This is a genomic window from Haloferula sp., from assembly GCF_049672945.1.
In the GTDB taxonomy this organism is placed as follows: Bacteria; Verrucomicrobiota; Verrucomicrobiia; order Verrucomicrobiales; family Akkermansiaceae; genus Haloferula.
In genome coordinates, this window is sequence record NZ_JBATWY010000032.1 from 1 (window position 1) to 20818 (window position 20818).

Sequence of the window (20818 nt, forward strand, 5' to 3'; positions counted from 1 at the left end):
AGTCCGGACGAGCTTCCACGGTTCCGTAAATGCGATTGCGCCCCCAAGCCGGCAGCCACTCGACCTTGTCGATCTCCTGCAGCGCCTTGTCACGCAGTTCATCAAGCGAGATGAAGAACTGCTCGACTGCCCGGAAAATGATCGGCGTCTTCGAGCGCCAGCAATGCGGGTAACTGTGCTCATAGGTTTCCTGAGCAAGCAGCATCCCTTTCGATTCAAGTAGCTCGATCACGAAATCGTTACTCTTGAAAACGTGCTTGCCGACCAGCTCGGGCAAGCCGCACTCGTCGGTGAAATTGCCATCGTCATCGACCGGCGAAAGCACGCCGAGTCCATACTGCTGGCCGACCGAATAGTCGTCCGCACCGTGACCCGGAGCAATGTGCACCGAACCGGTGCCGGTTTCCGTGGTGACGAACTGACCGAGAATGATGAGGGAACTCCGATCGATGAAAGGATGCTTCGCCTCGAGCTTCTCAAGCTCGCGGCCTTTGACTTCCTTCATCACCTTGACCAAACGCATGCCGGTCTTCTCACAAAGGGCTTCGACCAGCTCGCGCACGACCACGAGGATCTCCTTGCGGCCATTGCCACTGAACTCACCGACGACGTAAGTGAAGTCCGGATGCACTGCGATGCCGAGGTTGGCGGGCAAGGTCCATGGCGTCGTCGTCCAGATCGCCATCGACGCATTGCCGATCCCGAGCTTGCTCGCACCGCTGGGCGTCAGTGGGAACTTCACGAAGATCGCCGGGCTGACCTTGTCCTTGTACTCGACCTCGGCCTCGGCCAGCGCGGTGTGCGCACCATAGGACCACTGGACGGGCTTCTTCGACTGATAGACCACACCCTTTTCGACCAACTTCGAAAAGGTCCGCACGATGTCGGCCTCATAGCCGGGTGCCATCGTCAGGTAAGGATTTTCCCAATCGCCGAAGACACCGAGCCGCTTGAAGGAAGCCCGCTGGATATCGATGAACTTGGTGGCGAATTCGGCGCAGCGACGGCGAATCTCCGCCGGCTCGAGGCCCTGGGCCTGCTTCACCACCTTGAATTCGATCGGCAGTCCGTGGCAATCCCAGCCCGGGATGAAGGGCGCTTCGAAGCCCGCCATGGTCTTCGATTTCACCACCAGATCCTTGAGCACCTTGTTGAGGGCCGTGCCCATGTGGACATCGCCATTCGCAAACGGAGGACCGTCGTGGAGAACAAACTTTCTGGCGTTCTGTGACTTACGACGAGCAATAATGCGTTCGTAGAGACCTAGGGATTGCCATTGGGCGAGCCGCTCCGGCTCCCGCTTCACCAAATCCCCGCGCATGGGGAAATCGGTCTGCGGCAGCAGGATCGTGTCTTTGTATGCTCCGTCTCTACTCATCTGAAAAGGGGCGCGGACGCTAGCAACCCGCCCCCACCCGGTCAACGCCCGGTTCCGGGCTGAATTCCTAATGTCCAATTTCCCAATTCCAAAACCCCGAAAACCCCTCAGTCTTCTTCAATCTTGCCCAATTCTTCTCCAAAACCCCAAAAACGCCAACCCAAGCGTGCCAAGGGAGTCCTCGCACTCACCTTTCTCGCGATCTTTGCCTTCGTTTTCTACTCGTTCATTCGGAAGCAGCAAGGCGCCGCCAACTGCCAGCAGGCGATCAACAACATGCGCTCGCTGAGCCTCGCTTTCCTCGAATTCGACCAAGAATACGGCTCATTCCCCAACGACGAAACCGCGGGAACCGTCATTGAATCCACTGGCACCAAGCTGTTGGCCCTCACGGGCCCTTACTCCAACCCCTACTTCCGCCAGCTCATTGCCTTCGGTATTCAAAGCGAGCAAATTTTCTACGCCACCCACCCCGAGGGCATTCACAAACCCGACAGCATCATGACCGCCGACCAAGCTCTCGCCCCCGGCGAAGTCGGCATGAGCTACGTCTATGGACTGAACAGCTCATCAGATCCCCGCCTGCCGCTCCTCCTCGCCCCGATGAAATCGGGAACCTACCTCGCCTGGCGCGGCCCTTACCACAAGAAAGCCGCCGTCCTTCTCCTCCATCGCGGCAACGACCCTTTTCACAACCCACCTTTCGACATCAACCGCCGTGGCCAAATCCTCCTCGCCGATGGCTCCCTGCTCCTCGACCCCGCCCAAGCTTTCTGGCAAGGACGCCCCATCGACATCCGCCATCCGAAGCTTCCTGATTGACGCGTCATGTCCGGCTTCTTCCGGAATCCGGTTGCCGTCAGGCCCTTCTACTGCTTGACTGACACCTCATGACTCCGACGCCCGAAGGAGACGAAATCAACGATTTGACCGAAGGACGCCTTGAGCTTGCTCTCCGCGCCTCGAACGAGGGTATCTGGGACTGGTGGACTGACCAGAAGGAGATCTATTACTCCCGCCGCATTCTCGAATTCCTCGAATGTGGCGACCGTCAGGCTCCGAACTTTTTCACCCCACCCCACAAAACCATCCATAAAGATGACCGGGAGCGCTTCCGCTCTGCTCTCGCCAACGCGCTCGATGGTGGTGGTCCTGAGTTGTTCTCCATCGACTGTCGCGTTCACACCGGCAGCGATGGCTGGCGTTGGCTGCGGATCCGCGGCAGCGTCGTCCGGGATCGGGCCGGCCACGCCACTCGCATCGCTGGATCGATGATCGATATTTCCCGCCGTAAATCCGCGGAAGCCCAGATCGAGGAAGAACGCCACCAGCTGCGCCTGCTCATCGATCACGTGCCCCTGCAGGTCTACTTCAAGGACACCGAATCCCGCTTCGTTCTCGCCAACCAGCGCATGGCTGAATGGAACAATGCCGCCAGTCCTCAAGAGGTGACCGGTAAACACGACCGGGACTTTTTCGCCTCCGAGCATTGGGAGGAAGCCGCTCGCGACGAAAAGGAAATCATGGCTACCGGCAAGGCCATCACCGGCAAGCTCGAACATGAAGTCAGGGAAGGACGCAGCAGCACCTGGGTCCTGACTTCGAAGTTTCCCTGGTTCGACAGCCGCGGAAAGATCAAAGGCACCTTCGGCGTTTCCAGCGACGTCACCGAACTCGTCCGCGCCCAGCACCAGGCCTCCAATCTTGCCCTGGAACTGGCGGAGCGAAACAAGGTCTACGAAGAAGAGGTCCAGCTCGCCCGCGAAATCCAGCAAGCACTCGCCCGCTCGCAGTTTCCGAAAATCAACGACGACACCCACCAACTTCAATTCGGCGCCCGCTACCTGCCGATCTCCGGACTGGCCGGCGACTTCTTTGAAATCGTCCGCATCTCCAATCAAGTCGCGGGCCTGCTGATCTGCGACGTCATGGGACACGGCGTCCGCTCCGCCCTGGTCGTCGCCATGCTCCGCGGGCTGATGGAAAAGCAACGCCCCAGTGCGACCGACCCCGACGAATACCTCAGCGGGCTCAACAATGGCCTCGCCTCCATCCTCGACCGGGCCGATGCGACGATGTTTGCCACCGCCTTTTACGCCGTGGTCGACCTCGGGAAAGGCGTTCTAACCTACGCCTGCGCCGGCCATCCGGGTGCCATCGCCTGCGGACCCGATGGCGTCCATCAATTGGCGGCCGACCGTGCTGAACGTGGACCCGGCCTCGGACTCATTCCTAAAGCCGACTTCCCTTCACAGGAAATCCCGCTCGCTCAGATTCGGCGCCTGCTGCTTTTTACCGACGGCCTCATCGAAGCGGAAAACGCCGCAGGCGAAGACTTCCTCGAGGCCGGCCTCATCAAGGTGGTCGAAAAAAGGAAACACGAACCGCTCGAAGAGATGCTCGACGGCGTCATTACCACCGTCCTCGCCCACTCCGAGGGTCATCATTTCGACGATGACGTCTGCCTCTTGGGCATGGAACTGAAAAACCTGTAGCCCGCCAGTCTGCCGGTATCCGGTCAGCCCAAGGCACTCAAAATTTCCGCCACTTCCGACATGCGCCCAAGGCCCTCGTAGCCGCAGGCCAACTCTCCTTCTGCAGGCCCCACGAATTCGCATCCATCCTTCACCAGCTGCGCCACATTCCGCTGCGTCGCCGGATGATCCCACATCTTGCCGTTCATCGCCGGAGCCAGCAGCACCCGCGTCGCCTTGGGCAGCGCGAGGTAGATCGAGGAAAGCGGATCCGGTGCGAGACCGTTCGCGAAGTTCCCTAAAGTATCCGCACTCAGCGGTGCCACCAAAAACAGATCCGCCTGGTCCGCCAACTCGATGTGCCCCGGCTTCCAACTCTGCTTCTCGTCATCAAGCGTCACCAGCACCGGCTGACGCGTCAGCACCTGCAGTGTCAGCGGCGTGATGAATTCCGTCGCCGCGCGCGTCATCACCACGTGGACCTCGTGTTTCCGCTTCATCAACTGCGAAGCAAGCTCCGCCGCCTTGTAGGCCGCGATCGATCCGGTGATTCCCAAGACAATGTTCATGAATTCATAAGACGTGAAACCCTCATTCGCTCGCCGATCAGCAAGGCTTTGAAGCTGGCGTAGTCCTCTTCATGCGTTGCCGAGACCAGCCGGTAACAGTACTCCGCCCAATGCGACATCTCCTCGATCGCATTCTTCAAGCGCAGCGCGATCACCTCCTCACTATCTGTTCCTCGACCGGTCAAACGAGCCGCCAGCTCCGTCTCACTCGGCGGCATCACGAAAAGATCAACCAAGGCCCGCTGGATGACCGGATCTTCACAAGCCCGAACCTGAGCTGCGCCCTGGACATCAATATCCATCACCACATCCACCCCGTTCTCCAAACGCTCCAAAACCTCGCTGCGAAGCGTGCCATACAAGTTCCCGTGAACTTCGGCATGCTCGATGAACTCACCCGCTTCCACCTTCTGAAGAAATTCCTCCTTCTTCAGAAAGTAGTAATCACGTTCATGCAGCTCACCCTGACGCGGCGCACGAGTCGTGCAGGAGACCGAAAAAGACACTTCCCTCTCATCCTCCAGACGGCGGCAAAGCGTCGACTTCCCGGATCCCGAGGGTCCAGAGACAAGTAGTAGGATTCCGGTGCGCATCGTCTTAAGCAGCCGAAGTCTGCACCAACCCCGACCGAACAAGCAAGGGTTCCAACTCCGGATCGCGACCCATGAACCGACGGAACGACTCATCGACCGGCATCGAGTTCCCCTTCGAAAGAATGTATTCACGAAACTCGCGGCCGACTTCCTCGGAAATCACCCCGTGCTTCTGGAAACGCGTGAAAGCATCGGCATCCAGCACTTCCGCCCACTTGTAGGAATAGTAGCCCGCCGCATAGCCCGTCGGACTACTGAAGAGGTGACTGAAGCGACGCGCCATGCTCGGTGCCTCGGTCTTCATCTTCACCCGGTAGTCCGCGAGAATCTCACGGTCGACCTCGTCCAGATCCCGGCCTGCATAACGGTCGAGGTGGACATGCAGTTCCAGGTCAAGTTTGCCGAGCGCGAGCTGCCTCATGAAGGCCGAAGCACTCATGTAATTTCGCGCCGCGATCATCTTGTCAAACAGCTCGTCGGGAATCGCCTCACCAGTCTCATGATGGCGGGCGAAGAGATCAAGCGACTGACGATCCCAGCAGAAGTTCTCCATGATCTGCGATGGCAGTTCGACAAAGTCCCACGGCACACTCGTTCCAGCCAGAGACTTCACCGGAACGTCACTCAGAAGGCCGTGCAAAAGGTGGCCGAACTCGTGGAAGATCGTCTCCACCTCACGATGCGTCAGCAAGGCAGGCTTGCCATCCACCGGCGGGCTCATGTTGCCGAGAATCAATCCGAGATGTGGCTTCCGCTTCTCGCCATTGATCGCCGGCAGACCCGTTTCCAGGCAATTCATCCATGCCCCACCGCGCTTCGTCTCACGCGGATGCCAGTCGGCATAGAAAGACCCCAGATGATCGCCCGACTCCGAATCCAGCAGATCGTAGAACCTTACCTCCTCGTGCCAGACTTCCGGCTTGTCCGACTCCTTTGAACTACCAGGTTCATAGTAAACGGCCTCCCGCTCGACCATCTTGATACCGAAAATCTTTGAACAGAGCTCGAACATCCCATTCATCACCCGATCCACCGGGAAATACGGACGCAGCACCTCGTCATCGAGGTCATACTGCTCCTTGCGGCGCTTCTCCGCCCAGTAGGCCACCTCCCAAGGCTCCAGTGCTTCGGCTTCGCCACCAGACTTTGCCGCCTTGTATTCGCAAAGCTCGCGCCATTCCTGCTGATAGGCCTCTGAAATCCGGTCGTGCAGATCCTCGGTGAATCCAAGCGCCGTCTTGCCATCCTTGGCCATCCGGCGCTGCAGGGTCAGGTCGGCGAAATTCTTGTGCCCGAGGAGCTTTGCCTTCTCATCCCGCAACGCGAGAATCTTCCAGATCAGCTCGGTGTTGTCATACTCACCCTCGGAAGCCACCTTGGAAGACGCCTCCCAGACCTGCTTGCGGATGTCGTCATCATCGAGAAACTGCAGAATCGGATACATCGAAGGAAACTGAAGCGTGAAGCGCCACACCGGCTTCTCATCGGTCGCCAGGCCCTTGGCCTTCGCATTGGCCAGTGCCCCCGCCTTCGCCGAATCCGGCAAGCCCGCCAGTTTCGCCTCATCCTCGATCACCATCTCCCAGGCATTCGTCGAATCAAGCACGTGCTCGCCATAAGCCTTCGTCAGCTTGGAAAGCTTCGCCTGGATCTCCGCCACCTGCTCCTTTTCATTGGTCGGCAGATTCGCACCGCTCTGGATGAAATCATGCATCGTCTCCTCGACGAAGCGTTGCCGGATCGGATCAAGATCGTCGGTCATCGCCGATGACCCATAGGCGTGCAGGATTGACCACAAGCGCTGGTTGAGCGGGATCGATGAATAGAAATTCGAAACCTCCGGCAGCATCTTGTTGAGCGCCTCACGCTGCGCCGGATTGTCGTTCACCGAATCCAGGTGATTCAAACGCCCCCAACCGCGATCCAAGGCCTCTGATGCCTTCTCCAAGGCTCCAAAAGTCGACTCATAAGTCGCCGTCGCCGAATCCTGCGCGCAAATCAATTCGATGTTTTCCTTCGCCACTTCGAGCGCATGCCGGATGTCCCCTTCGACCGCTTCCGGCACCAAGGTCGACCACTTCACATGAAAATCTTCAGCCAAAAACGGGTGCATGCCGCCTATCTAGCCCATCCCCCCGGAAATTAAACCGAAATCCCCGACACCACCCAACAGAGCCATCAAGTTGAGGAAGAAACCGGGCCGACCCAAATTGTTGTGGGACCAGGATGGATCGGATGGGTAGGATTTTGGAGTCACTGCCTGAATCCAGAGGCAGGTATCGGAGTTCAGTCACGACGAGGGACGGGAGGATTGGTGGATTACACCACCTTCATCTTATCCATCCCATCCATCCTGGTCCGATTCTTCTCCGCGCCATTGCCTCCATCACGGAATTTGCCACCATTCCTCCATGACCCACGACCTGCTCGCCCTCAGCCGCGAAATCAAAGGCATCGCCGAATGTGGCCTCCACTACGGCGACTCCGAATTCGACCGCGAACGCTACCGCCGCCTCCACGAAATCGCTGCCGAACTCCTCCATTCCAAGCTCCCCGACTTCCAATGGCCGACCGAAGTCGGCTACCAAACCCCCAAGCTCGACACCCGCGGCATCGTCATCCGCGATGGAAGAGTCCTCCTTGTCCGCGAAGCCAGCATCGGCAAATGGACCTTCCCGGGCGGCTGGGCGGACGTGAACCTTACTCCTTCCGAAAACGTCATCCGCGAGGTTCGCGAGGAAAGCGGCTACGAAGTCGAAGCCACCAAGGTCCTCGCTTTTTGGGACAAACAAAAACAAGGCCATCCGCACCAACTCGAATACATCTACAAGGTCTCCTTCGCCTGCACCATCATCGGCGGTGAAGCCAAAACCTCCCACGAAACCGACGCCGTCGAATGGTTCGACGTCGACGCTCTCCCCGAGATGTGTCCGCACCGTGGCGCCCCGCACTACGTCGACCTCGCCCTGCGCCACCTCGCCGACCCCTCACTCCCCACCGAGTTCGATTAGCAAGGACAAGGAGCGCCGGTTTGCAACCGGCCGAATGGTCCCTCACGCAAGTCCCCGGCCCCGACCGAGAAGCAAACCACCCGGCGCTTAGCGAGCCGACAACCCCTGCCCATTCTTCCCGCCTTGGGGATCAGGGTGCAGGGGCTAGGGCGCAGAAAGGCAAAAGGCTCTCGGGTGGCGAAACTGCCTTTCTGAACCCCAGCCCCTGACTCCTCGACCCAAGAAGCCCGAACCACCTTCCGACCTCACCTTCCCAAAATCGCGCCGAAATCCGCAGATCCCATCACTCGCTGCGCATGTCTTCTTCACATCGAAACTTCGCGAGCATGCTTCGGTTCCAACGATGTCTTCAACAAGACATCTTACCATGAAACCAACACTCATCATCCTTCTCGGAATCAGTTCACTCCTCCCCGCAGGCGCCAAGGAGGCGGACCTGATCAGACTCTATGAAGAAGAGATTCTCGCCCACGACCTCTACGTGGAACTCGGCAAGACCCATCCCGGAATCATGCCTTTCCAAAACATTCCCGACTCCGAAGCACAACATCGTGAAGTCATGGCCGGGATTCTCAAAGAAAAAGGCATCGCCCTGCCCGAACCAGCAGCAGGCAAACGTTTCGTCACCAAAGACCTCAACAAAACCTACAAAAAGTGGCTGCGTGAAGGACGTCAATCCGAGCTCGCCGCCTGCCGCGTCGGTGTCCGACTTGAAGAGTTCGACATCGCCGATCTCCGCAAAGCCCAGCAGGATTCACCTGAATACAAGGACTCCTTCGCCGCTCTCGAAGCTGCTTCCAACAACCACCTGCGCGCCTTCCATCGCAACCTCACCAACCGAGGTGGCGAATACACTCCGGAAAGCCTCCCGCAGAACGACTTTAAGAAAATCGTGAACTCTGCCCAGCAACCCGGAGCCTGCAACTGCGACGGTGTCTGCAATCAGGAGCCGAAGGGAAATCGACAAGACAAAGCCAAAGGTCGCGGTCAACGCAACGGCCAAGGTCAAGGCAACGGACCCCGCCAAGGTAGAGGCAAGGGCCAAGGCAATGGACCACGCGGCCAAGGCGGACCCAACCGCTAAAGCACCCGACTCGACATCCCCTCGGCGCTCCGAGCCTTGGGGAACAGGGATCAGGATTCAGGGGTTGGAAAGGCAGCTCGGCAACCCAAGTGCCTTTCTGACCCCCAGCCCCTGAATCCTGATCCCAAAAAGCCCAAACCACCTCACCGCCCCAAGGCACCCACCCTGCCACCACCGGGCTCCCCACCACCACAAACCGTTGCTTCCCTGGCGTCTTGGCGTTTCCTTGGCCCGTTGCCCAAGATCATCCACATCGACATGGACTGCTTCTACGCCGCCATCGAGGAGCGCGAAGCTCCCGAGCTGCGCGGCAAGCCGATCGGCGTCGGTGGCAGCTCACGTCGCGGCGTTCTAACAACCGCCAACTACGAGGCCCGCAAGTTCGGCTGCCGCTCGGCCATGCCCGTCTTCAGGGCGCTCGAACTCTGCCCCCACCTCGTCCTCGTTCCCGTCCGCTTCGATCTCTACAAATCCGAGTCCGCCCGCATCCGTGCCATCTTCGGCCGCTTCACGGAAAAAATCGAACCGCTTTCCCTCGACGAAGCCTATCTCGACGTCTCCCACCTCAAGACGTCACCCGAAGCCGTCGCCCGCGAAATCCGCGCCCAGATCCGCGAGGAGACCGGCCTCACCGCCTCAGCCGGCATCTGCCACAACAAGCTCATCGCCAAAATCGCCAGCGATTGGAACAAACCCGACGGCCAGCACTACGTCCCGCCCGAAGACGTCGATGCCTTCATGCGCGAACTTCCCGTCGGAAAACTCTGGGGCATTGGCCCGAAGATGAGAGCGAAACTCGCCGCACTGAACATCCACACCTGCGGCGACCTCCAGCAACTCGACAAACTCGAACTCGCCCGCCGTTTCGGCAACTGGGGTCTCGAACTCCACGAACTCTCCCGCGGCATCGACACCCGCGAAGTCCGCACCCACCGCATCCGCAAATCGATCTCCAGCGAGAACACTTTCTCCGAAAACATCCTCACCCTCCCCGCACTAACACCAGTCATGCGCGGCATGCTCGAAGGCATCCGCGAAGACCTCGCGCGCAAGCACGCCGACCGCATCATCCGCTCGCTGGTCATCAAACTGAAGTTCGCCGACTTCACCCGCACCACCGCCGAACGCGCCAGCTCATCAGTCGAGCCTGCCATCTACGAAGAGCTCCTCGCCGAAGCTTGGAAGCGAGGGCAAAACAAGCCCGTCCGGCTGTTGGGAGTCGGCGTCCGCTTCCGCGATCCCGAAGGCGAAGACCGACAGCTCGACCTCTGGTGAGTTTGCAACGCTGCGGGCGACCGCGGACCCCCGGATCCGCCTACTCAAACCATCCACCCCGCTTTTTCCCAAACCTTCCTGTAACCCACGCCAAGGAATCCAGAGATAGACGATATTCCCACTCATTCCCGGACAGCAGGATCTTCTTGCTGCACCCATCCATTTCACTACCATCTCATCCTTGAACCTCTCATCCCCTTGCCCGAAATGCGGGGCGCAGCGCAAAAGCTCATCTCGGGGTGACTACTGCCCGGCCTGCTACCTGAGCGTTGGCTTGGAAGGACTCGATGTCTCCCCTGAAGACTCGCTCGACCAAATCGCGGAGAAACCCGGCGACACCATCGGTCGCTTCGAACTGCTCGAACAGATCGGCGAAGGCGGCTTCGGCGTCGTTTTCCGTGCCGTCCAGCGCGAACCGGTCCGCCGAATTCTCGCGCTCAAGGTAATCAAGCCAGGCATGGATTCACGCGAAGTCATCGCCCGCTTCGAGGCAGAACGTCAGGCGCTTGCCCTGATGGATCACCCCCACATCGCCAAAGTCTATGATGCAGGAACCACCGCTCTCGGCCGACCTTTCTTCGTCATGGAGCTCGTCGACGGGCTCCCTCTAACAACGTTCTGCGACGAGCATCGGCTTTCGATTGAAGAACGGCTCGAACTCTTCATGCGCATCTGCGGCGGCGTCCAGCACGCTCACCAAAAAGGGGTGATCCACCGCGACCTCAAACCAAGCAACGTTCTCGTCAGCCACGATGACGAAGGCATCGCCTGCCCGAAGATCATCGACTTCGGAGTGGCCAAGGCGATCGGCATCGAGCTCACCGAGCAGACTTTTTTCACGCTCTTCGGACGCCTCGTCGGCACCCCGGAATACATGAGCCCCGAGCAGGCCGAGCTCAACGCGCTCGATGTCGACACACGCAGCGACATCTACTCACTCGGCGTGCTCCTCCACGAACTCCTCACCGGCTGCCTTCCACTCACCAGGGAGTTTCTCGTCAATCATGGATTCGATGAAATGCGGCGACTCATTCGCGAGCATGAGCCTCAGAAACCATCGAGCCACTTCGCTTCGATCGATACGCAGAAGCGCTCGCGGATCGCCAACGTGCGAAAGACTGAAGCCAATCGCCTCGAGCGAGATCTCCGCGGCGACCTCGACTGGATCATCATGCGATCCATCGATAAAAATCGGACGCGCCGCTACGACACCGCGCAGGGATTTTCCATTGATATCGGCCGTTTCATGAACGGCCTCCCCGTCAATGCCGGCCCACCGAGCACCACCTATCGCATGGGAAAATTCGTCCGCCGCAACCGCGTCGGGGTAATCATCGCGAGCTTTGCACTCCTCGCCTTGATCGTCGGCATCGTTGCCAGCTCGATGGCACTGAACGCCCAGCGAAAAGCCAATCGGGAAATCCTCATCGAACGCGCCAGAGCAGAGCGCCTCGCCAGCGTCTCGGGTTGGCGGAGCAATTCGCTCAGCGCCATTCTTGAGGCCTCCAAGATCAAAATTGCCGAAGACTTACGCAACGAAGCCCTCGCCTGCCTCGCTGGAAGTGACATGGAAAAGGAAGGCCCCGGATTTCCTCTCGGGGACCCCTTGATTCCCATTACCTTTGCGCCCAATCATCAACTCGCAGCTTTGGCCTGGAGTCCGGAGAGAATCGAAATCCGCGATCGTCCCGGCAACCAACTGATCGCCACCGTCGCGACCGACATGCCACTCGACAACGCCCGTCTGGTCTTCGCCGGCGAGAACAACGGCTTGCTCGTCATCGCCTCCGAATCCGCCTCCGAATCCCAAATCGAGGTCATTGATTGGCGCAACAATACGGTCACCATGCCAGCGACCAGCATCAGTCATCACGCCTTTGACTTGTTAGAAAACCACCAGGGAATAGTCACCGGCATCACCAATTCGATCAACTTCCTCGATTGGAATGGCCGCACCCTCCGCCCTTCCATTCCCCTGCCCGGCAACCCGATCTCGCTGGACCTGATGCCGGGTGGCGAAAAGCTGGCCGTCGGCCTGCAAAGCGCTTCCGGCAACATCCTCGACGGTCGCCTGCTGATCCTCCATGGCGAGTCCGGTGAGATCATCGAAAATCGTCTGGGCTTCGAAGCAACTCAACTTGCGTGGAGCCCGTCCGGACAATTCCTCGCCATGGGTGATGCCGATGGCTCGCTGTCCGTCTTCGAACCCGGCATCCTCAACTCCGCCCACCGCCTGGCCGGCCACCTCGCCGGAATTCAGCAGATTACCTGGAGCCCTGACGAACGGCTCTTCGCCAGTGCCAGCTCCGACTGGGAGATCCGACTTTGGGACGGCCGCCATGGGTCCCTCCTCTCCACTCACAAGGCACGCGCTGGGAATTTTTCCTTCTCGCCCGACGGCGCTCAGCTCGGCCCGGTGACCTGGGAACAAAATCTTTTCACCCTTGGCATCCGGCAGTCGAACGTCTGTCACCGAGCCGTCGGCCACCCGGGAGGCGGCGGCATCGTCGCCGCGGCTTGGGATACTCACCTCGGGAAACGGGGCGCCTTCAGTCTCACCTTCGCCACCGCCGGCACGGACGCCGTCATTCTCTGGAATCGCAATGGACAAGCGCTTGCCCGCTTTACGGACGTCACCAATCCCGCGGGCCTCGCCTTTTCGCCCACCTCCTTCTACATCGCCGGAAACGAAGGCATCATTCGTCGCTCCTGGGCCCTGCGCCCCAATGCATCGGGGCAACTTGAAATGCACTTTGGTCCCGCCGAACCATTCAGCAAGCTCACCCACTGCCGGCAACTCGCAATCGCGCCGAAGCACCCTCTCCTTGCCGCCGCCAGCGATTCCGGTATCTGGCTCGTCTCCACAGAAGATGGATCCACCCGCTTGCTTCAGGAGGCCGCGCCAAAAACCAAACTCAACATCGATTCCGAAGGCCGCTGGCTTGCCATCGGCAGCAACCGGTCCGATGGCGTGCGCATCTACAGCTTACCCGATGGCAAACTCATCAAGGAACTCCCTGCCGCCGGCGCCGCCACCGTGGCTTTCTCTCCTGTTTTGGAAGCCGAAAACGGCCGTGTCCTTCTCGCTACCGGCGATTCATCGACCTATCGCTTCTGGAGTGCGAATGACGACTGGCACGAACTAACAGAACTGCAAATCGACAACCACATGGCCGATATCCCCGGCCGAATGGTCTTCAGTCCCCGAGGCACCGCCCTCGCCATTTCCCATCAACGCGACGAACTCAAAGTCCTCAACCCAAGGTCAACCCCGATGGAAGTCCTCACCCGTCCGAACTTCGACAAACAATGGCCGCTCGCCATCAGCAGCGACGGCACTTTGATCGGAACCGAAGGCCGCGATGGCCGACTCTTCATCTGGGACCTCATGGCCGTCCGCACGGAATTTGATCGACTCGGCATCGACTGGACGACGATGGAGGATTTTGAGAAAGCCGACATCCCGATCGTGATCGGCGCGCACCTCGCCAAGCCTCTTGCCTCCCGTTAAAGCTTCTCCGCCCCACAGGAACGATTCATGATAGCCGTGGACTCTAGTCCACGGACTATCGCTCCCCAAACTCCCGCGTCGTGTAGCGACGCTTGATTCCCTGTCGGCTCGCCACAAATCTTGATCCGTAGCACATCCTTCATTCAGCGGGAAAAGAGCGACAGAAGATAGCGCAACTCCTCCTCCGGGTCTTCATCCTCGGCCAGAGTATCGCGTAGCGCCGCCAGCAGGCATTCGCGATAGCGCTGACGAAACCGGTGCACCGCCACCTTCACGGCACCCTCGCTCATCCCCATTTCGCCAGCCAATTCGGCATGACTTACCCGGTCCGACTGAGGCTGGATCGTCGGCTCGAAGTATTCGAACAAATCCGCCTTCCCCGCACGCAGGTAATCCACTTTCAAACGCCGAAGCGCCTCCTCTAACAGATCCATCGCCCACTGCCGGTCAAAGGCAAGAATCGGATCACTCTCGTCCTGCCGTTCATTTGCAAGAAGCCCCTCAACCGAGGGCGCATCGATATCGACCATCTTCCGATCACCACCTCGCTTCTTCGCCATACGTTTATGATAGTCGTCGACGAGAAAGCGCTTCAAAACCACACAGAGAAACGACCGCAAGCGTCCCCGCTCAGGTCCACTCACGGCACTCAGCAAATCCCCCTCCACCAGCCGATAAAAGAACTCCTGTGTCAGATCCTCCGTTTCCTCCGGCGAGTTTCCACGTTGGCGGATGAAGAGATAGACCGGCCGCCAATAGATGCGGCACAGCTCGCCCAAAGCCTCACCACGCTCAAGGCTCGGAGAATCCTGAGCGGCGATCACCATGCTCCAGCGCGTGTTCGGGAAAAAACCACCCAACCTCGTGGCACTTGTGTCTGAAGAAGGAGCGACCATCAAACTTGTTCGTATCACCCGTCGACCCGCTTGGGGAGAAAAGAAGATCATTCGGTAAATTTCACCTCTCACCTGTAACCTCGGCGAACGGATCCGGAGGTAGTGGGTAGAAGCTGAAACCATGACCGAATCCACCCATCCCCTCTCCATCGCGATGATCCTCGCCGCCTCCGTCTGCGGTGCCACCGGATCCTTCCTCTACAAGACCGGAGCAAAGACGGCAACAGGATCGCTCGCCTCCTACCTCGCCAATCCCCGCCTCCTCGCAGGCGTCGCTTGTTACATCGCCGTGATGGTGCTCTTCGTCGCCGCCTTTCGCAAAGGGGGCGCCCTGACCGTTCTCTACCCGGTCTATGCCACCACCTTCATCTTCGCCGCAGCCATCTCACTCTTCGCCTTCGGCACTCCAATCCGTCCCGTCAACCTCGCCGGCATGACGCTTCTCGTCTCCGGCATCTACCTCATGGGTAAAACATCATGATCACCATCAAACAACAAATCGAGAACCGCCGACCCCTCGCCTTGCGCGAACTCGGCTGCTGGACCTGGCTACTCAAAAAGGCCGCCGGCACCGGTATCACTCCGAACCAAATCTCCGTCCTCGGCATGATCTTCGGTCTCGCCGCCGGAGCCCTGCTCTATCTTACGCCTTCGCTCAAAAACGGAAGCCCCATCCAGCGATCGATCCTCCTCGCCGGGATCCTAGCCATCATTCTTCGGGGCGCTTGTAATATCTTCGACGGCGTGCTCGCAGTCGAAACCAAACGCGCCAGCCGTGTCGGGCTCCTCTACAACGAAGTGCCCGACCGTATCTCGGACATCGCCATCCTCGCTGGCGCCGGCTATGCGATTGGCAGTCATCCCACGCTCGGATGGGCCGCAGCCCTTGGCGCAGTCGTCACCGCCTGTATCCGCAACCAGGTCCAACTGGCCGGTGCCTCCCCCGACTACAGCGGCCCCATGGCAAAACCGGCACGCATGGTCGTCGTCTGTCTGGCCATGGCTTCGCTGGCTTTGCTCCCGCTGAATGACTGGAAACTGTCATTCAGCGGGCAAGGCATCGGACCGATCGGCATCTCTCTCGCACTGGTCGTCGTCGGCACCTTCGTCACCTCCATCGTCCGTCTTCGTCACGCCGCCATCGAACTGAACCAGGGAACCCTCGACTCATGAATCTTGCATCCCTCATCAACTCCATCGACCCGCGCGAACTCTGGCTCACCGCCACCGCGCTCAGCGCGCTCGCTCTCGGTTGGATCGTCTCGTCGCTTCTCCACCGCCTTGGCGTCACCGGTGAAAAGCTCCACCGCGAGCTGATCCTCCGCCTGCGCACCTGGGCCATCATCATTCCAGCCACCGTGATTCCCATCCTCATCGGCCCCGCCGGCATCGCCGTCGCCGTTCTGCTGCTCGGTGTCCTCTGCTTTCGCGAGTTCGCCCACGCCACCGGCCTCGCCCGCGACCTGCCACTCTTCGCTTCCGTAGTCGCCGGACTGCTCATCGTCGCCATCGCCGTCTTCAAGCACGACTACCAACTCCTGCTCTTCAGTGCCCCCCTCGTCGCGGTTCTCAGCATGGGAGCCTCCCTGCTTCGCGATCAACCCGAAGGCTACCTCAAACGCATCGCCCTCACCAACCTCGGCTTCATGCTTTGCGGACTCTGGCCCGGACATCTTGGCTTCCTCGGCGGATTGGAAAACAACGCCGCCCTCCTTCTTTGGTTCATCCTCAGCACCGAACTCAACGACGTCTTTGCCTTCATCTGCGGCAAGACCTTCGGCCGCACCGCCCTCTGCATCCACACCAGCCCCGGCAAAACCCGCGGTGGCCTGATCGGAGCGATGCTGCTCACAAGCACTTTCGTCACTCTCAGCGGCAGCCTGCTTTTCCAAGGTGAAATGCTCGGAAACCCCACCCTTCTCATTCCCCTCGGGCTGATCCTCTCCCTCTCAGGCACCGCCGGTGACCTGATCCTCTCATCGATCAAACGCGACCTCCACCTCAAGGACCTCGCCAACACCCTCCCCGGTCACGGCGGACTTCTTGATCGCTGCGACAGCCTCCTCTTCGCCGCCCCGGTCGTCGCCCTCGCACTCGGCCTGATCCACACCCTCCCAACACTCCAGCCTCTAACAACTCAACTCCCATGATCCAGATCGCCCATCCACTTGTCCGCCCAACTTCTCAAAACCACTGGATCGAGCAACTCGTCGCGCCGGATCGGGTCGCACCCGCTTGGGAATCCGCCCTCCACCATCTCACCTGGTCCTTCATCCGCTTCGGCATCCGCCATCAGCACACTCTCGAAATCGAAGGCATCGAAAACATTCCCACCGAAGGCCCCGTCGTCATCGTCGCCAACCACGGATCCCATCTCGACACCCTTCTCCTCGGCTCCGTCATCCCCTCGTCACTCCGCTCACGTTTCACGCCGCTCGCCGCTGGCGACACTTTCTTCAAATCCTTCATCCAAAGCTGGTTTTCCTCCCGATTCCTCAATCTCAGACCGCTATGGCGCCGCAAAGCAAACACCCACGGCATGCTCCGACTCCGGAACGCCCTGACCTCCCACAATGACTGCTTCCTCGTTTTTCCCGAGGGCACCCGCTCCCGCAGCGGCAGCATGGGGCATTTCAAGCCGGGCATCGGCATGCTCGTCGCCGGCACCGATATCCCCGTCGTCCCCTGTCACATCCACGGCACCCACGAAGCCTGGCCGTCCTCTCAAAAAATCCCCTCCAAAGGCTCCCTCAAACTCCGGATTGGGAAACCTCTGACCTTCCCCGATCACCCCGGAACCGGCAGTAGCTGGCGCGCCATCTCCCAGCAACTGGAGGGTGAAGTCCGAGAACTCGGCGGCGAGCCACTGGCGGCCTGATCGTTCCACACAAAAAAAACCCGCGACCGGTATCCACCGGTCGCGGGTCGCAAATTCTCAATCAGGCGAGCCTCACTCGTCCTCCATGAACTCGTTGTGCCCCTGCTTCTTGGAGTCCTTGAGGGCCATCACGAAGTCCTGCACCTTGTCCAGTTCCTCAGCTAGGAAAGCCCCTTCGATATCGCAGAAAATAACGAACAGGTGGGCCATCTGCTTCTTGTAGGACACCATGGCCTTCGCCTTGCCTTCGGGATGGCCACCCGCCTCGATGAATTCGGGCGTCATCGTGGCCGCCTTGAGAACCGCATTCTGCGCCTCGACAGCCAACTTGGCACCTTCGGCCGCATTGTCCGTCCGACGCAGCGCTTTGTAGGCGTCATCGATGATCTCCATTTGCTCCGCCAGCGGAGAGTCATCGGCACGCACGGACATCACAGGCAGCAGCGCCCCCAACAGCATCGGAATAAGAAATTTCTTCATACGCCGGAAATACATGCCGAGTCGTCCCGTTCTGTCAACTTCTCGCCGACCTTAGGGCCGGACCGCTGACTTTGGTCGGCCCCATCTCACGACACACCTATCCGGCCGTTCCTGCTTTGGGGATCAGGGGTCAGGATTCAGGGATCAGAAAGGCAGCTCCGCCAAACCCCTGCCTTTTGCCTTTCTGCCCCCTGCCCCCTGAATCCTGCACCCCAAAGCCCGCCCCACCCCAGCACTCCTCTTCCCACCAAACACTTCTCACTTCTCACCCGCCCCCTCCACTCCCATCCTCACCCCGATGTCCGGCACCAAGCTCACCCCGATGATGGCGCAGTATCAAAAGATGCGCCGCTCGCTGCCCACCGACGTCCTGCTCATGTACCGCCTCGGCGACTTCTACGAAATGTTCTTCGAGGACGCCCAAAACGCCGCCCCCATCCTCAACGTCGCCCTCACCCGCCGCAACTCCATCCCCATGTGCGGCGTCCCCTACCACGCCGCCGACGCCTACATCGCCAAGCTCGTCAAAGCCGGCAAACGCGTCGCCATCGCCGAACAAACCTCCGAGCCGATCCCCGGCAAACTCGTCGAACGCGAGATTGCCCGCATCATTTCCGCCGGCTCCATCATCGAAGCCCACCTCCTCGACGACGCCCGCCCGAACTACCTCGCCGCCGTCTATCAGCAGGGAAAAAGGTGGGGCCTCGCCTGCGTCGACCACACCACCGGCGAGTTCACCGTCGCCGAGTTCCCCGAGCGCGGCCCGCTCGACGACGAACTCGCCCGCCTCACCCCCAGCGAGCTCCTTTACTCCGACGAACAAATCCCCGCCTTCGCCGCCCTCAATGCCGCCCAGGCCTACGACGCCTTCGCCTTCCTCCCCGATCCCGCCAGCCAGCTCCTCAAGGACCACTTCGCCGTCCAGTCCCTCCACGGCTTCGGCTGCGCTGAAATGCACGCCGCCACCGGAGCCGCCGGCGCCATCCTCCACTACCTCATCCACCAGCTTCGCCGACCCTGCGAACACCTCCGTTCGCTCAAAGTCCGCGAAGACTCCCACCTCGTCCTCATCGACTCCGCCTCCCAAGCGAACCTCGACCTCATCGACTCACGTTCCGGAAAAAAACACACGCTGTTAGGTGTCCTCGACCGCACCAGAACCCCCATGGGAGCCCGCCTTCTCCGCGACTGGATCCTCCACCCCCTCCGCGACATCGATGAGCTGTTAGAGCGACAAAACTTCATCGCCGCCCTCTTAGAGCAGCCCTTCATCCTCAGCAAAATCCGCGAATCCCTCCAAGGCATCCGCGACATCGAACGCACCACCGCCCGCCTGAGCCAAGGCGCCGGCAACGCCCGCGACCTCCAGGCCCTAGCCATCTCCCTATCCCACATCCCCACCCTAAAAGAAGACCTCCAGTGCCTCACCCCTACCAGTGGCATGACCGTCCCGGTCATGAACGGCGGCCAGCCCAAACCGAAAACCGCCCCCACACCTCCCCCTAACAGCCCGCACCCAGCCTCTTCCACTGATCACTGCTCACTCGGCACTTGGCACTCCGCCGAAGGCGGCCTCAACGACCACACCCACCTCACCCAGCACCTCACCACCGCTCTCAGCGACGAACCACCCGCAACGTTGAAGGACGGCGGCCTCATCGCCGACGGCCACAACCCCGAGCTCGACGAACTCCGTTCCGCCACCCGCGACGGCAAACAGTGGATCTCCGACCTCCAGGCCCAGGAGCGCAAGCGCACCGGCATCGACACCCTCAAGATCAAGTTCAACAACGTCTTCGGCTACTTCATCGAGATCTCCACCGCCAAGCTCGCCACCGCCACCCTGCCAGACGATTACACCCGCAAGCAAACCATGGCCAACGCCGAGCGCTTCATCACCCCCGCGCTCAAGGAAATGGAAGCCAAAGTCCTCGGCTCCGAAGAACGCGCCAAAAAGCTCGAATACGAACTCTTCCTCGAGCTCCGACAGCAAGTCTGCACCCACCTCGACTCCCTCCAACAAACCGCCGCCGCCATCGCCCGGCTCGACGTCCTCGGCGCCCTCGCCGAAACCGCCCAAACCCACCGCCACTGCCGCCCGCGTCTCGAAGCCACCCGCGCCATCGAGATCACCAACGGACGCCACCCCGTCCTTGAGCAAACCCTCGTCGACGAAAAATTTGTCCCCAACGACACCGCCTTCGATCCCGAGGACAACCTCCTCCAAATCCTCACCGGCCCAAATATGGCCGGCAAATCAACCTACATCCGCCAAGTCGCCCTCATCACCCTGATGGCCCAGATCGGTGCCTACGTCCCCGCCGAAAGTGCTACGATAGGTCTAGTAGATCGCATCTTCTGCCGCGTCGGCTCCAGCGACGACCTCTCACGCGGCCAGTCCACCTTCATGGTCGAGATGAATGAAACCGCCCTCATCCTCAACCACGCCACCGAGCACAGCCTCGTCATCCTCGATGAAATCGGCCGCGGCACGGCGACCTTCGACGGCCTCTCGATCGCCTGGGCCGTCGCCGAGCACCTTCACGACGAAATCAAGTGCCGCACCTTGTTTGCCACCCACTACCACGAGCTCACCGACCTCTCGAACACCCGCCCCGCCGTCACCAACTACAACGTCGCCGTCCGCGAGTGGAACGAAGAGATCATCT

The 20818-nt window shown here is 60.1% G+C and carries 17 protein-coding genes; 11 read left to right on the forward strand and 6 right to left on the reverse strand.

What is annotated here, in order from left to right; genetic code table 11:
- A partial coding sequence (locus WBG04_RS02655) for a class I tRNA ligase family protein (RefSeq protein ID WP_424312802.1) occupies positions 1-1378 on the reverse strand: 1378 nt, incomplete at its 3' end.
- Between the two features lie 123 nt (positions 1379-1501).
- On the opposite strand from WBG04_RS02655, the gene WBG04_RS02660 reads away from it, so the two are divergent.
- Positions 1502-2200, forward strand: a complete 699-nt coding sequence (locus WBG04_RS02660; protein WP_424312803.1) for a hypothetical protein — start codon at positions 1502-1504, stop codon at positions 2198-2200.
- 68 nt (positions 2201-2268) lie between these two features.
- A complete protein-coding gene (locus tag WBG04_RS02665; protein ID WP_424312804.1) occupies positions 2269-3873 on the forward strand; it encodes a SpoIIE family protein phosphatase in 1605 nt (534 codons plus the stop codon).
- 23 nt (positions 3874-3896) lie between these two features.
- On the opposite strand, the gene WBG04_RS02670 is transcribed toward WBG04_RS02665, so the two are convergent.
- Genes WBG04_RS02670 through WBG04_RS02680 form a run of 3 tightly spaced genes read right to left on the reverse strand, consistent with a single transcriptional unit; the run spans position 3897 to position 7127 of the window.
- Entirely contained in the window at positions 3897-4421 is a 525-nt protein-coding gene (locus WBG04_RS02670) for a flavoprotein (protein ID WP_424312805.1), read from the reverse strand.
- Entirely contained in the window at positions 4418-5014 is a 597-nt protein-coding gene (gene gmk / locus WBG04_RS02675) for a guanylate kinase (protein WP_424312806.1), read from the reverse strand. Before gmk ends, WBG04_RS02670 begins: the two co-directional genes overlap by 4 nt.
- Before the next feature lie 4 nt (positions 5015-5018).
- A complete protein-coding gene (locus WBG04_RS02680; protein WP_424312807.1) occupies positions 5019-7127 on the reverse strand; it encodes a M3 family metallopeptidase in 2109 nt (702 codons plus the stop codon).
- Between the two features lie 298 nt (positions 7128-7425).
- On the opposite strand from WBG04_RS02680, the gene WBG04_RS02685 reads away from it, so the two are divergent.
- The 4 genes from WBG04_RS02685 to WBG04_RS02700 all read left to right on the forward strand — a co-directional run bounded on the left by WBG04_RS02685 (position 7426) and on the right by WBG04_RS02700 (position 13895).
- Complete coding sequence (locus WBG04_RS02685) at positions 7426-8025, forward strand: NUDIX hydrolase (RefSeq protein ID WP_424312809.1); 600 nt, start codon at positions 7426-7428, stop codon at positions 8023-8025.
- A gap of 367 nt (positions 8026-8392) precedes the next feature.
- Positions 8393-9109: a DUF2202 domain-containing protein gene (locus WBG04_RS02690; protein ID WP_424312810.1), complete on the forward strand. Its 717-nt coding sequence runs from the start codon at positions 8393-8395 to the stop codon at positions 9107-9109.
- 234 nt (positions 9110-9343) lie between these two features.
- Entirely contained in the window at positions 9344-10384 is a 1041-nt protein-coding gene (gene dinB / locus WBG04_RS02695; protein WP_424312811.1) for a DNA polymerase IV, read from the forward strand.
- Positions 10385-10565: 181 nt separating this feature from the next.
- A complete protein-coding gene (locus tag WBG04_RS02700; RefSeq protein ID WP_424312812.1) occupies positions 10566-13895 on the forward strand; it encodes a protein kinase domain-containing protein in 3330 nt (1109 codons plus the stop codon).
- A gap of 143 nt (positions 13896-14038) precedes the next feature.
- On the opposite strand, the gene WBG04_RS02705 is transcribed toward WBG04_RS02700, so the two are convergent.
- Positions 14039-14722 (reverse strand): RNA polymerase sigma factor, encoded by a 684-nt coding sequence (locus WBG04_RS02705; protein ID WP_424312813.1) that lies wholly within the window; start codon positions 14720-14722, stop codon positions 14039-14041.
- Positions 14723-14912: 190 nt separating this feature from the next.
- On the opposite strand from WBG04_RS02705, the gene WBG04_RS02710 reads away from it, so the two are divergent.
- From WBG04_RS02710 to WBG04_RS02725, 4 genes are read left to right on the forward strand one after another with little or no spacing between them, the layout of a single operon-like run.
- Positions 14913-15272, forward strand: a complete 360-nt coding sequence (locus WBG04_RS02710) for a hypothetical protein (protein ID WP_424312814.1) — start codon at positions 14913-14915, stop codon at positions 15270-15272.
- Complete coding sequence (locus WBG04_RS02715; protein ID WP_424312815.1) at positions 15269-15964, forward strand: CDP-alcohol phosphatidyltransferase family protein; 696 nt, start codon at positions 15269-15271, stop codon at positions 15962-15964. The genes WBG04_RS02710 and WBG04_RS02715 overlap by 4 nt, the downstream gene beginning before the upstream one ends.
- Complete coding sequence (locus WBG04_RS02720) at positions 15961-16941, forward strand: phosphatidate cytidylyltransferase (RefSeq protein WP_424312816.1); 981 nt, start codon at positions 15961-15963, stop codon at positions 16939-16941. Before WBG04_RS02715 ends, WBG04_RS02720 begins: the two co-directional genes overlap by 4 nt.
- On the forward strand, positions 16938-17669 hold the full coding sequence (locus WBG04_RS02725) for a lysophospholipid acyltransferase family protein (RefSeq protein ID WP_424312818.1): 732 nt from the start codon (positions 16938-16940) through the stop codon (positions 17667-17669). Before WBG04_RS02720 ends, WBG04_RS02725 begins: the two co-directional genes overlap by 4 nt.
- Positions 17670-17741: 72 nt before the next feature.
- Here WBG04_RS02725 and WBG04_RS02730 read toward each other — a convergent pair whose 3' ends face one another.
- Entirely contained in the window at positions 17742-18149 is a 408-nt protein-coding gene (locus WBG04_RS02730) for a cytochrome b562 (RefSeq protein WP_424312819.1), read from the reverse strand.
- A 298-nt stretch (positions 18150-18447) separates the two neighbouring features.
- Here WBG04_RS02730 and mutS point away from each other — a divergent pair.
- The coding region (gene mutS / locus WBG04_RS02735; RefSeq protein WP_424312820.1) for a DNA mismatch repair protein MutS at positions 18448-20818 on the forward strand (2371 nt) is incomplete at its 3' end.